The sequence below is a fragment of the Fulvimarina uroteuthidis genome (genome assembly GCF_034321785.1).
Lineage (GTDB): Bacteria > Pseudomonadota > Alphaproteobacteria > Rhizobiales > Rhizobiaceae > Fulvimarina > Fulvimarina uroteuthidis.
This window is the reverse complement of record NZ_JAXLPB010000004.1, coordinates 238,161-251,244: the sequence shown is the minus strand read 5'-3', so window position 1 is coordinate 251,244 and position 13,084 is coordinate 238,161. Positions and strand designations below refer to the sequence as shown.

The following is a 13,084-nucleotide window of genomic DNA, read 5'->3' as shown; positions in this document are numbered from 1 at the left end:
GATATCTAAGAGAGATTTTCTGCGGGGTTGCTTGCGCGGCGGAGGGCTCTCCTGAGGCTTCGTCTCCCGATGTCGGTGCCTTTCTTCGCAGCCCGAAGATCCGTACCACAGGATCGTTCTGGATGTGGACCGTCCATCCGCCTGCGAAACCGAAGCCCGTCCCCAGCGGGAGCATCGCTTCGAAGCCGCCGATCCGTGATTTTCGTGGACGGACGCGGCCCGTTACAGGGCGATCACGAGAACCGAGAGCGCATAGAGCGCAAAGACGATGGTCGATTCGAACCCGATGTTCAGGAAGCCGCGCTTCTCCCGCTTCATCATGCCGAGCAAGATGACCGTGACCATCAGCATGGCGAAGAGCGCCGTTGCCTGATCGTCAGGCGTGACCGCGCGATAGATCGATTCCGGCGTGACAAAATCGGCAAGCGACAGGAACAGCACCTCGAAGGCGTTGCCACCGATGATGTTGCCCACGGCCAGGCTGACGGCGCCGATGCGCACCGCTGCGATCGCCGTGACGAGTTCCGGCAGCGAATTGGCGATCGCGGTGAATGTCGTGCCGAACAGGGTTTGTGAAACGCCTGTAAGACCGACGATCGCGATCGAGGACTCGCCTATTGCATAACCGGCGACAGCCGTGATGGCGCCATAGAGGACGAACCGGATCCAGAGCGTCTTGTCGGTGCGTTCATCCTCGCTGTCGGCCGGATCGGACTCCTCCTCACGAGTCTCGTCGGTCTGCACCGCCCGCCACATGTCCTCGTTGCGGATGCGCCTCAGCATGAAGAGGCCGATGATATAGACGATCGGCAGAAGGCTCGAGACCGGATGCGTGCCGAAGACGCTGATGCCGGCCGTGACAGACCCCAGAAGCGCGATGCAGATCATGGCATTGAGGAGAATGCCCTGGACCATCGCGACGGGGGACGCTGCGGCATGCTCGAGATTGGCGCGGCGATAGAACAGGTCTGCGACGGCGATGAACAGGGTCTGCGCTGTGAGCCCGCCGAGCGCATTGCCGATCGCAAGCTCGGGGAAGCCCTGATAGGCGGTCGAGACGGAGGTGATCGCCCCCGGCAGAGATGTGGCGGCGCCGACGAAAAGCGCGCCGGCGACGATTTCGCCGAGACCGGTGCGGTCGGCCAGTTCGTCGGCGACGCTGGACAGTTTGACGCCGGCATAGCCGATCGCGGCGGCGGCGAGCGCGAAGATGATCAGATTGCCGATGAGTCCGAGAGAACCGAAGTCGGGCATGAAGCGGGTATCGTCCTTGATGCGATCCGATCGAGGAAGCTGCGCCTCGACGTCCAAATTCACCTGGGACGGCAGAGGATGCTGTCCAGCAATTGCTCACGGAAACCCGGACAGGCGCGGCGTCGCCGCCGTCCTCGAACCCGCGCGAAGGATCGCTTCACACCTTGACCAGAGAGCAGGGCGGGTCCTCGTGCAAAAGCCGTCTTAAGACATTGTTTTCCTTGTTCCGAAGATCGATTGGCCGGCGTGGTGAACGTTTGCTAAAGCGGCTCGATCGAACTTTAGGGATCACCATTATCGCCATGCGCAGATATCTTTTCGCCCCGCTTATTCTCGGTCTCACTCTCTCGGTCGCGTCCGCCGCAGACCTGACCTATAGCGAGCCGTCGCCGTCCTATTCCGAAAGCTACGACGGATCCTCTTCGACCGACTGGACCGGTGCCTATGTCGGCGGCTTCGGCGGAATTGCATCCGGCGATACGACTTACGACCGCTCGAACGGAACGGGATACGACCAGTCCGCCGGCGGTGCATTTGGCGGCGTGCAGGCCGGCTATGACGTTCAGATGGGCAATGCCCTTGTCGGTGGCGTCGCCGATTTCGCGCTGACCGACATCGATGCGGAGGCATCGTCGCGGGAGCGGATCGGCACGAGCGAACGTTCGCAGACGGTGTCGACGACGGTCGAGCATCTCGGAACGGTCCGGGCACGAGCCGGATACGCCAGCGACCGTGTCCTCGCTTATGGTCATGCCGGCCTCGCCTACGGAAAGACCGAAACCACGATCGATGATGGCTTGCGCACGGGCAGTCTGCTGGTTTCGAATTCGGAGTCACGCAAGAGCGATACGAAGTATGGCTATGCGGTGGGAGCCGGTCTCGAGTTGAAGGCGACCGATAGCGTCTCCGTGCAGACCGAATACGGCTATCACGATCTCGGCGAAGATCGGCTTTACAAGGACGCCCAGGGCGTGAGTGTAAACCAGGACATCGAATTCCACACCCTCAAGACCGGCTTGAACTTCCGCTTCTGACCGGCCCTGCGGATCGTGAGCATCGGCCCGAAGATCGGCATCGATCTTCGGGCCGATGCGTGAAAGCAAAGAGACGGCTGGACCATCATGCGTGTGAAGCGACGCGCGTTGCTCCAGGGTGGCCGAGAGCGCAAGGCGTGACCGGTTTCTCGACCGCGGGGCGGACGCCTTCCATCTCGTGAGCAAGCGGAAAATCCATGATCACGGTGCAGCACGCTGGGAGCGTCGGCACCAATATCGGTTCGGCGCAGAGCTGAAAGGTGACCCCGTGCGGAGCGCCGCCTGGGCCGATGAGCTCGGTCAGTCGGTTCCGCCAGCGTTTCAGGAAGAGCACTTAGGCCTTTGGCGGTCTGATCCCGCCCTCTTCGCCCGGCAGTTCGCAAAGAACAGCGGCAGCGGGCGAATCCGTCACCATGACGATCGTCCTGCCGGGCCGGCACGGGGGCGATGAGCCGGACAAGACGAAATCCTTTCATTCTTGCAGCATTGTCCTGACGATTTTTATCGAGGCAAGCCCGCAGGCTCGGCGATTGACCCGGCGGTAAGGGGACACGAGGCCGGTCGGATTCCCGGTTCTGTTGCGGGATACAGGGGCCCGTCCAAAGCTGACGTCTGCCATTCGGCGAAGCCCGACGTCCATAGCCTCCTTCCAGGGCATTCGGCTCACCGGTGGCATCCGCTGGAGTATCGCCGTGCCGTTGACGTGCGATGACATTGAACGGATCTGGCGTTTCGTACAGCTGAAGCGACAGGCGCCTCGATCCGGACTGATGCCGGTCATTGCATGGAACGGGTCGCGCACGCGCCCTATCTGCTTTCCCACCGTCTCGAACCCACACGAGCGTTTGCCCATGACCTTCGACACGGCACGAGTGAGGAAGAGGGGGCGCCCGCCACGACTGAACAGGGACGAGGCCCTCGATGCCGCGACCGATCTGATCCGCGAGGGCGGCTTCACCGCCACGTCGATGGAAGAGATTCTCTCCGCGATGAAGATCAGCCGATCGAGCTTCTACCAAGCGTTCGGCTCGAAGGAGGCTCTGCTTCTCGCCGTGCTGGAGCGATACTCTCGCAGGGGACTTGCTGACCTTCGCAACATGGCGGCGTCGAACGCGCAGGACCCGTTGCGGACGATCGTCTTCGAGCTCGCCAAGTTCGATGATCCGCGGGGATGCTTGATCGTCAACTGTATGGTGGAGCTGTCCGGACGCAACGCGGACATAGCGGCGCTCCTGCGCGATCACAATGCGCAGGTGATCGCGATCCTGACGCCTTTGCTTGGCGGCGACGAAGCCCGTGCGAACGCGATCCTCGCCACCTGTTACGGCGCGACGACGATGCGCAAGGTCGGCATGCCTCTTGCTACGATCCGGACGATCCTCGAACGGATCATTGCGTAAGCTGTCGGCGTCCGATCGCTCGTTCCACCCTCTTTGGGAACCACGGACGGAAAGTCGCGTTCTTGCTGGAACGATCGTTCCATAAAGGTCGACGTATCCGATGGGAGCCTGCCAATGATAGTCGATCACGCGAGGGTCGCGATCCCGATTGCACTCCGGGGGACGGAACACCCTGGAACCTTCCAGGCGACGCAGCCGGTCTACGCTCACAGCGTCTGACGGGCTCGCAGGGCCGAAATATTTTTTCAAGTTTGATCTGTGCACCAGCAATGCGCGCGGCTGCCTGTCGATCCGACGGCCCCGTGACGACCTGGAATTCCACGCCACCGCCGGGGCTCAGCGATTTCCCTTAACTGTGAAGGACGAGACCATGAATGATCCGGTCGCCTACCACGACAATCTCGAGACCGTCGCCGAGGACGAAAGCGAGACGATCGAGGACATGAACGAGACGATGCGAACGATCCTGGATCGGGTGGCGAAGGACGAGAGCCACGCCTATCGATCGGTCCATGCCAAAAGCCATGGTATCATCGCGGGCAAGCTTCGCATTCACGACGATCTGCCCGACGAACTGCGTCAGGGGATCTTCGCCGCGCCCGGGACGCACGATGCGATCCTGCGCATTTCGACCAATCCGGGCGATCTTCTGCATGACGGCGTGTCGGTTCCCCGCGGATTGGCGCTGAAGGTTCTGAACGTCGAAGGCGAGAGGCTCGACACGGACTATGAGAGCGCCTCGCAGGATTTCGTGATGATCAACGGACCGGCGTTCAGCGCAAAGTCGGCAAGGGAGTTCGCCAAAACGCTGAAGCTTCTTGCCGCGACGACCGATCGCGCGGAATGGGGCAAGAAGCTGCTGTCCAGAGCCTTGCAGGGCGTTGGGAAAGTGCTCGAAGACACCGTGGGGGCCTCGGCGACGATCCAGACGCTCGGGGGCGCCCCGAATACCCATCCGCTCGGCGAGACGTTCTACACGCAAACCGCTTACCGCTATGGCGACTACGTGGCCAAACTGCAACTCGTGCCCGTATCGCAGAACCTGCGGAGCCTTTCGGGCAAAGAGATCGACACGGCCGGTCGGCCCGATGCGTTGCGCGAAGACATCGATCGGACGATGCGCAGCGAATCCGTCGAATGGGATTTGCGGGTGCAGCTTCTGCGCGACCTGGACAAGCAGCCGGTCGAGGACGCGACAGTGGTCTGGGACGAGATCGACTTTCCTTTCGCCACGGTCGCGACGGTGACGGCGAACTCACAGCCGGCCTGGACGCAGAAACGCTCGGCCGCCGTCGACGACGCGATGCGGTTCGCCCCCTGGAACGGGATCGCCGCGCATCGTCCGATGGGCTCGATCAATCGCGCCCGCAAATCGCCTTACGACCGCTCGGCCGCGTTCCGCGAGCGCGTGAACGGCCGAGCGATTCGGGATCCGGACCGCGCCGATCACCTGGGCTGATGCGCACAGAAGTCGCGTCATCTTGCACAAGAGCACAGAGCGTCGGTTTGCATCGTTCTGTGCTCTTCCGCTTCCCGCGGCGGCGGGTGCGCGCCGTAATCTGCAAACTCGATGGCGTGGCCTCGACGCCCGACACGCTCGTCTTCCAGGATTTCGCCCTCCTGGAACGGACGGCACAGGCAGGTGCCGTCCCCGAACGATGATCGCTCGTCGCAAGCTGACTTCGCCGTCGCGCCGTCGCGCGGTAGGCAGCGTTCGAGGGCCGGGTTCGCGTTTCGGCGTGGATCCGATCGAGCCGCTTCGCCCCCGCACGGTGCTCGACTCCCGGTCCAACGCTCGGCGGGCCTAAGGGCCTGTCGACGTCGTTGCCGGGAGCGAAACGGTCCGCGACGGCCGGTCAGTTCCGCCGGCTTGCCGATACCAGGCCAAGATCGAGAGCCGAACTGTCCGCGTTCGTGAACGCGGGTTCCGGACGGTCCGGCGCTGTCTCGCCCTCGTAGGTGATCCGGTAGATGATCCCACCGGTGTCGTCGGACAGATAGAGCGCACCATCCGGCCCTTGTGTCATGCCGGCGAGGCGGCCCATATGACCCCATCCGGTCGGGCTTTCCTCGTCGCGCATGAGGAAGCCGGTCACGAACGGCTCCATGGCCACCGGTTCGCCGTTCTCGAAATCGACGCGCATCACCTCGTAGCCGGAGGGCGGCTGGCGGTTCCACGATCCGCGGAAGGCGACGAAGGCATCGCCCTGATAGTCGCCCGGGAAGGCATCGCCCGTGTAGAACACCATCTGCATCGGGGCCGCGTGGGGCGTGTGCAGGCCGATCGGCTCGACGCTGTTGGCCGCATACTCCTCGAAAGAGGAGTCGGGCGGAACGTCCTGAGGGTTGGGACGCGACAAGCCGTAGACGTAGGGCCACCCGTAGCGCTCGCCTTCCTCGATCCGGTTGAACTCGCCATGTTGCTCGTTGTCGCCGAGCCAGTCGATCCCGTGGTCGAAGCCGTAGAGCGTTCCCGATGACGGCTCGAACCCGTAGCCGATGGTGTTGCGAAGGCCTGAGGCGAAGATCGAACGTTCGGAACCGTCAGCGTTCATCGACACGATCGTCGCGTTCTCCGGGTCGGTCTCGCCGCAGGCGTTGCAGGTGGAGCCGACGGACAGGTAGAGCTTGCCGTCCGGCCCCATCTGGACCATGCGGTTCGGATGCTGGCCGCCCGCCGGGAAATCCTCGGCGACGAGTTCCAGTTCGCCGAGCGTGCCGTCCTCGTTGCGCGATGCGCGATAGACCTCCTCGACGGTCATGAGATAGACCGTATCCCCGTCGATCTCGATGCCGTGCATGCCATCCTTGCGAGCGACCACCTGACGGTCGTCGGACTTGCCGTCGCCGTCCGTGTCACGCAGCATCATGACGTCGCCGTTCTGGCGGCGCGTGACGTAGAGCGTTCCATCGTCGGCAACGTCCATCATGCGCGGATTCTCGAGATCGTCGGCGAAGACGTCGATCGTGAAACCTTCGGGAAGGCCAAGCCCGGCCATTCGCTTCTCGTTCCAATCGAGGGCGAGCGGCTTGATCACGTGGCCGACGATCTGCACGCCTTCCTCCCCCTTGGTCAGGCCCTCGATCGCATCGTTGGCACCAGCACCCGCCTGGGCATGGGCGAGTTGCGGAACGGCGAAGACCGTCGCGGCAAGAACAGTGGCGAGGCGCATCATCATGGTCCTTCAGGTGTTTCGTCAGAGAATGATTTGAAAACGCATCTGTGAACCATTTCAAAGCCTTCAAGGGTTCTTGTCGCTTTGGAGGCGACGCCGGCCCGGCACTGCGACCCCGATCCGTTCGACGGCGTTGCGTGCCGTCGCAAGCCGAAACGATAAAACCGCTGCCGTCCCCGGCGTCCTCCGTCTCGCCGCCCCCGGATGGCTCGAGCGCTGACAGGTCCTGCACTCTGCGGGGTCCCTCAGTCGGCCTCGCGCAGCCGGTAGCCGACCCCCGTCTCCGTGGTGATGTATTGCGGCTCGTTGGAGCCGAGCTCGATCTTCTGGCGCAGCTGGCGGACGTAGACGCGCAGATACTGCACGTCGGTCGAGCCGCTCCACACCTGCTTGAGAAGATGCTGATGCGTGATGACCTTGCCGGCGTGCTGTACGAGGACCCGCAGGATCTCGTACTCCTTGGGCGACAGCTTCACCTCCTTGCCGGCGACCTTTACGATCCGCTTCACGAGATCGACGGACAGTGCGCCGGTCTGGAAGACCGGACGCTCGCCTTGCTGCTGCAGCCTGTGGCGCAAGGCGACGCGGATGCGCGCGACCAGTTCCTTCGTTCCGAAAGGCTTGGTCACGTAATCGTCGGCGCCGAGCTCGAGGGCCTTGACGATCCCGGGTTCGTCCGTGCGGCTCGACAGGATGATGATCGGCAGCTCGATCAGAGCGTGGCGCCACCTTGCCAGCAGATCGTGGCCCTGCATGTCCGGCAGCCCCAGATCGAGAAGGATCAGGTCGGGCTTTTCGACTTCGACCTTGGCCATCGCATCGGCGGCGTTGGTCGCATTGACGACGGCAAAGCCTTCCGCGGTCAGTCCCACGCGCAGCAGCTTGCGGATGGGGGGCTCGTCATCGACGATGAGGATCTTCACGATCGGATTCGTCATCCATCTCTCCCATTCTCGGCGGTGCGGGCGCAATCGGCATGCGGATCGTGAAGATCGCCCCGCTGCGATCGGTCCGGTTGCCGGCGCTGATCGTGCCGCCCATCGCCTCGACGAACCCCTTGCAGATGGACAGGCCGAGGCCTGTCCCGGCCAGCACGTGGTCGCGTTTGCGCACGCGGTAGAAACTGTCGAAGACCTTGTCCAGATCGGCCGGCGGGATACCGGGTCCTTCGTCCAGGACCTGGATCGTCGCCCAGTGGCCGTCCTCCCAGGCGCGGATGCGGATGGGTGTGTCCGGCGGTGCGTATTTCGTCGCGTTGTCGAGGAGGTTGAACAGCACCTGCTCGAACAGGACGGGATCGACCCTGATCATCGGCAGGCTGGCCGGAATGTCGGTGCGCGTCTCGTGATGCGAGAGGATCTTGTCCGCACGGCGCAACGTGGATCCGACCATGTCGTCGAGATAATGAAGGGACGCGTTCGGCTCCATTGCGCCCGTCTCGATCCGCGACATGTCGAGAAGATTGACGATGAAACGGTTCAGCCGCTCCGACTCGTCGACGATGGTGGACAGCATGTCGGTTCGATCGGCTTGGGGCATCGCCTGGAAATAGTCGCGCAGCGTGCCGGCGGCGCCCAGGATCGCCGCCAGCGGCGTCTTCAAGTCATGGGAGATCGAAGCGAGCAGCGCCGAACGCAGCTTGTCCGCTTCCGCCGCCAGCCGCGCCCTGTCGACGTCGGCGACGAGCTGGATGCGCTCGATGGCGACCGCCGCCTGGTCTGTCAGCGCGTCGATCAGTCTTTGCTGTTCCGGCGTGAGAAGCGGCCCCTCCCTGTCGCTGTCCAGTCCGACGACGCCGACCGGGGCCTTTCCGGTGACCAGCGGCAGGTAGAGGCGCCTGGCCCCCGGGAGCGTGTCGGCTCCGCGTCCCGCCGGGCGATTGTGCTCCCAGGCCCAGCGCGCAGCGGCGATGTCGGCGTCGACCAGCGTGTCGTCCGGAGGATATCCCGCGCGCACGGTGACGGTTTCCCCTTCGGGCAGGAGAATGACCACCCGCAGCTTCAGCATCGATGCCATCTGATGCGCCGAGGCCCACAGGACGTCGTCCAGCGTTCCGGCCCCCGCCAGCTTGCGGCTGAAGGAATAGAGGGACTCGGTCGTGCGGGCTCTCGCCTTGGCGGCGACCGTCTGCGCGCGCGCCTGGGCGGCGACATTCGAGACGATGATGGCCACGATCGTGAAGAAGACGACCGAGATGACCTCGCGCGGCCGCGAGATCAGCAGCGTATGATACGGATCGGTAAAGAAGAAATTGTAGCAGGCCGCCGAGATGACGCTGGCATAGAGCGACGGCAGAAGACCGAACCAGACCGCGACCGCCACGACCCCCGTGAGGAAGATCAGGCCGACGTGCTCGACGCCGACGAAGGGCCACAGCAACAGCCCGGTGCCGATCGCGACCGCCACCACGGCGGTCGACTTGGCATAGGCCACCCAGTTCGGGCGCAGCCGCTGGTCGGCGGTTTCGACCGATGTTCTGGACGCGCGGACATCGGTCTGCCGGCTGCCGGCCACCACATGGACGCTGATGTCGCCGGCACTGCGAACGAGTTCGTGCACCACCGAGCCGTGCAGGATCTCGAACCACCGCGACCGGCTGCTCTTTCCGATGACGATATGGGTGATGTTGTTCGCACGCGCATAGGCCACGACCTCGGCGGAGATCCGTCCGTCACCGCCGGGAACGGTGACGGCTTCCCCTTCGAGGCTCTGGGCCAGCCGCAGCGCTTCGGCCACGCGATCGCGCCCGTCCTCGCCCAAGTCCTGCGCGCGCCGGCCTTCGACATACAGGGCGACCCAGGGTGCGTGCAGGCGGTCGGCAAGCCGCTTGCCATACCGCACCAGCCCTGCCGAACGCGGATCCTCGCTGATGCAGACGAGAATGCGTTCGCCTGCGGGCCAGGGGCCCTCGATCGCGCTCTGTCGCATTTGGGTGAGCAATTGCTGGTCGACCCGCTGGGCGGTCCGCCGCAGTGCCAGTTCGCGCAGCGCCGTCAGGTTGCGGGGGGAGAAATAATTCTCGATGGCGCGTTCGGCGGTCTTCGGCACATAGACCTTCCCCTCGTTCAGCCGCCGGATCAGGTCGTCGGGAGTGATGTCGATGATCTCGACGTCGTCGGCCTTGTCGACGATGGAATCGGGCAGGGTCTCACGCACCCGGATCCGCGTGATCTGGGTGACCACGTCGTTGAGGCTTTCCAGGTGCTGGATGTTGAGGGTGGTGTAGACGTCGATGCCGCGGTCGAGAAGTTCGAGTACATCGAAATATCGCTTGGGGTGCCGGCTGCCGGGCGCATTGGTGTGCGCCAGTTCGTCCACCAGCACCAGCGACGGCCGGCGTTCCAGCACCGCGTCGAGGTCCATTTCCTCAAGCACGCGGCCCTTGTATTCGATCCGGCTTCGCGGAACGATCTCGAGGCCTTGCACCAGAGCCTCCGTCTCCGCCCGGCCGTGGGTTTCCACGATGCCGACGACCACATCCTTGCCATCGGACTTGCGGGCGCGTCCGGACGTCAGCATTTCGTAGGTCTTGCCGACGCCCGGGGATGCGCCGAGAAAGATCTTCAGGCGACCGCGGGTCTCCTGCTGCGCCTTCTCCAGCAGCGCATCGGGTGAAGGCCGCTTCGTGTCGTGGGCCATTGTCTCCAGGTTCATCGTCCTCTTCCCGTATGCGGCGAAGTTTTGCCCGTCGAGGCCGACCTATGCAACGCATCCGGCCCCATGCCCCCGGTTTTCGAGCCGGCCTTCGGCGATCGGCCCGGAAGGCCGGTGCCCCGAATGCTGTGGCAGCGGCGTCCCGGGGGCGCAGAGGGTCGTCGCGCCGGCGCGATGAAGGCGGGCGGACGGGTGTGGGGTCGGGCAGGGCGGGCGAACGCCGCGCTACTCCGCCCGGGCACGATCCATCGCGTCGAGTGCCAGATTGAGTTCGAGGACATTGACGATCCGATCTGCCGCGAGGAGGCCGCCGGGCGAGAAGGCTCCACTGCGGACCAGGCCTTCGACCCGGACCGGATCCAGACCGCGCGCCTCGGCAATCCGGGCCGCCTGATAGAGGGCACCGGCCTCGGAGATATGCGGGTCGAGGCCGGCGCCGGACGCGGCGGCGAGATCGGCCGGGAGCGGGTTCTGCGGCGTTGCGCCGTAGCGTTCCACCATTTCCAGGCCCCGGTCGGCGACGTCCGGGCTGGTCGGGGACTTGTTGCTGCCGCCGGCGGCCGCGGCGTCGTAGTCCACCGCCGAGGGGCGCGGCCAGAAATAGCCGGGCTGCGTGAAGGCTTGCGCCACCTGGCGACTGCCGATGATCGCACCGTCCGCACCCGTGACGAGCGAGCCGTTCGCCGTGTCCGGGGCGAGGGTCTGGGCAACGGCCCAGACGGCGGTGGCGTAGCCGGCGACGCAGATCAGCATGGTCGCCGCAGCGATGCGGATGCTGGCAAGTAGAGACTGCATGGTCCTGTTCTCCAGGTCAGTACGTGGTCATGACATGTTCGGCGATCGGCCCCAGCGTTGCCGCCGGGAAGAAGGTGAGCGCGCCGACGACGACGATGGTGGCCGCCAGCATCGTGGCGAAGACACCGCCCTCGACACTGAGTGAGCCGCTCGATTCCGCGCTGCGGCGCTTGGCCGACAACGAGGCGACGATGGCCAGCGGCAGGATGATCGGGATGAAGCGGGCGAAGAGCATCACGATGCCGGTTGCCAGATTCCACGCCACGGTGTTGTCGCCGAGCCCCTCGAAGCCCGAACCGTTGTTCGCGCTTGCCGACGTGAACTCGTAGAGGATCTCCGAAAAACCGTGTGGCCCGACATTGTTCAGCGTGTCGGCACCCCATGGGGTTGCCGCGAAGATCGCGGTGCCGCCCAGGATGAACAGGCCATGGGCGAGCAGCGCGAACAGCGCGAGCTTCACTTCCCGGGCCTCGACGCGCCAACCGAGATATTCCGGCGTGCGGCCGATCATCATCCCGGCAATGAACACGCCGACCAGGATGTAGAGGAACATGTTGATCATGCCGACGCCGACGCCGCCGAAGGTGGCGTTGAGCCACATGCCGATCATCGGCATCAGCCCGGTCATCGGATTGAGGCTGTCATGCATGGAACCGACGGAGCCGTTCGAGGTCGACGTGGTCAGCACCGACCAGAGCGGGCCGCCCGTGGCGCCGAAGCGAAGTTCCTTGCCTTCGAGATTGCCGACATTCTGCTCGATGGGCAGGTCGGCGAAGGCCCAGGTCGGTGCAGCCTCGAAGGACACGGCGCCGACGGTCTTGACCATGAGGAACGCCAGCATCACCGCGAAGATCACGCCGGCATGGCGCATGCGGCCGATGATCCGGCCGAACATCCACACGCAGGCCATCGGAATGATGATGATGGCGACCATCTCGAGAATGTTGGTCCAGAACCCCGGATTCTCCAGCGGATGCGTCGAGTTGGGACCGAAGAAGCCGCCGCCATTGGTGCCGAGCTGCTTGATCGCGACGAAGGCCGCGACGGGACCGCGCGCGATGGTCTGCTGCACCCCTTCGAGGGTCGTCGCGACGGCGGCGCCGTCGAACGTCATCGGCACGCCGCCCATGACGAGCAGGATCGCCATGACGAAAGCCAAAGGCAACAGGACGAGGAAGGAGGCACGCTGCACGTCGACGAAGAAATTGCCGAGTGGCCTGCCCGAAAGTCCGCGGGCCAGCGCGGCGAGAGCCGCGATGCCCGTGGCTGCCGAGACGAACTGAAGCCACATCAGGCCGCCGAGCTGCGTCAGGTAGCTCAGCGACACCTCGCCCGAATAATGCTGGAGGTTGGTGTTCGTCGTGAATGAGGCGGCCGTGTTGAAGATCAGGCTGCCTTCGAGCGCCTGCTTGCCGTCCGGATTGAGCGGCAGATATTGCTGCAGCGCCAGGAAGCCGTAGACGACCACGAACATCACGACGTTGAAGGCGAACAGGGCGACCATGTAGCGCTTCCACGTCTGTTCCTGACCGGTCAGGGGGCCGCCAATGGCCCGGAAGGCGCGGTTCTTCCATCCGGCGATGCCGGAGGAAGGATCGCCCGGGTCCATTGCCCATGTCATGTAGAGGCCGAGCGGCCAGGAGAGGAGTGCCGTCCCGCCAACGACGAGAACGACGAACAGGATCGATTGGATCAGCATTGGAATGTCTCCGACATCGCTGGAAAGATCAGGCTCGGTCGACGGCGTTGGTCATCACCAAGAGAAGACCGA

9 protein-coding genes and 1 pseudogene are annotated in these 13,084 nt (G+C 64.3%); 3 read left to right on the top strand and 7 right to left on the bottom strand.

Going from position 1 to position 13,084, the window contains the following annotated elements; translation table 11 throughout:
- Positions 1 to 82: 82 nt before the first annotated feature.
- A pseudogene (locus tag U0C82_RS13420) lies at positions 83 to 193 on the bottom strand (IS6 family transposase); the annotation flags it as partial.
- 29 nt (positions 194 to 222) lie between these two features.
- The gene (locus tag U0C82_RS13415; protein WP_322187674.1) at positions 223 to 1,254 is read right to left on the bottom strand and encodes a sodium:calcium antiporter; all 1,032 of its coding nucleotides are present in this window, start codon (positions 1,252 to 1,254) and stop codon (positions 223 to 225) included.
- Positions 1,255 to 1,556: 302 nt separating this feature from the next.
- Between U0C82_RS13415 and U0C82_RS13410 the strand changes: the two genes are divergently transcribed.
- The 3 genes from U0C82_RS13410 (at position 1,557) to U0C82_RS13400 (ending at position 5,147) form a co-directional block, all read left to right on the top strand.
- The gene (locus U0C82_RS13410; RefSeq protein WP_322187673.1) at positions 1,557 to 2,288 is read left to right on the top strand and encodes an outer membrane protein; all 732 of its coding nucleotides are present in this window, start codon (positions 1,557 to 1,559) and stop codon (positions 2,286 to 2,288) included.
- A gap of 851 nt (positions 2,289 to 3,139) precedes the next feature.
- Complete coding sequence (locus U0C82_RS13405) at positions 3,140 to 3,688, top strand: TetR/AcrR family transcriptional regulator (RefSeq protein ID WP_322187672.1); 549 nt, start codon at positions 3,140 to 3,142, stop codon at positions 3,686 to 3,688.
- Positions 3,689 to 4,058: 370 nt separating this feature from the next.
- Positions 4,059 to 5,147, top strand: coding sequence for a catalase family protein (locus tag U0C82_RS13400; RefSeq protein WP_322187671.1), 1,089 nt, complete (start codon positions 4,059 to 4,061; stop codon positions 5,145 to 5,147).
- 397 nt (positions 5,148 to 5,544) lie between these two features.
- Here U0C82_RS13400 and U0C82_RS13395 read toward each other — a convergent pair whose 3' ends face one another.
- The 5 genes from U0C82_RS13395 to kdpA all read right to left on the bottom strand — a co-directional run bounded on the left by U0C82_RS13395 (position 5,545) and on the right by kdpA (position 13,012).
- A complete protein-coding gene (locus tag U0C82_RS13395; RefSeq protein WP_322187670.1) occupies positions 5,545 to 6,861 on the bottom strand; it encodes a PQQ-dependent sugar dehydrogenase in 1,317 nt (438 codons plus the stop codon).
- Positions 6,862 to 7,109: 248 nt separating this feature from the next.
- Positions 7,110 to 7,802, bottom strand: coding sequence for a response regulator transcription factor (locus U0C82_RS13390; RefSeq protein WP_322187669.1), 693 nt, complete (start codon positions 7,800 to 7,802; stop codon positions 7,110 to 7,112).
- Positions 7,765 to 10,518 (bottom strand): sensor histidine kinase KdpD, encoded by a 2,754-nt coding sequence (locus tag U0C82_RS13385; protein WP_322187668.1) that lies wholly within the window; start codon positions 10,516 to 10,518, stop codon positions 7,765 to 7,767. Before U0C82_RS13385 ends, U0C82_RS13390 begins: the two co-directional genes overlap by 38 nt.
- 225 nt (positions 10,519 to 10,743) lie before the next feature.
- Positions 10,744 to 11,313 (bottom strand): potassium-transporting ATPase subunit C, encoded by a 570-nt coding sequence (locus U0C82_RS13380; protein ID WP_322187667.1) that lies wholly within the window; start codon positions 11,311 to 11,313, stop codon positions 10,744 to 10,746.
- Positions 11,314 to 11,329: 16 nt separating this feature from the next.
- Entirely contained in the window at positions 11,330 to 13,012 is a 1,683-nt protein-coding gene (gene kdpA, locus U0C82_RS13375) for a potassium-transporting ATPase subunit KdpA (protein ID WP_322187666.1), read from the bottom strand.
- Positions 13,013 to 13,084 lie beyond the last annotated feature (72 nt).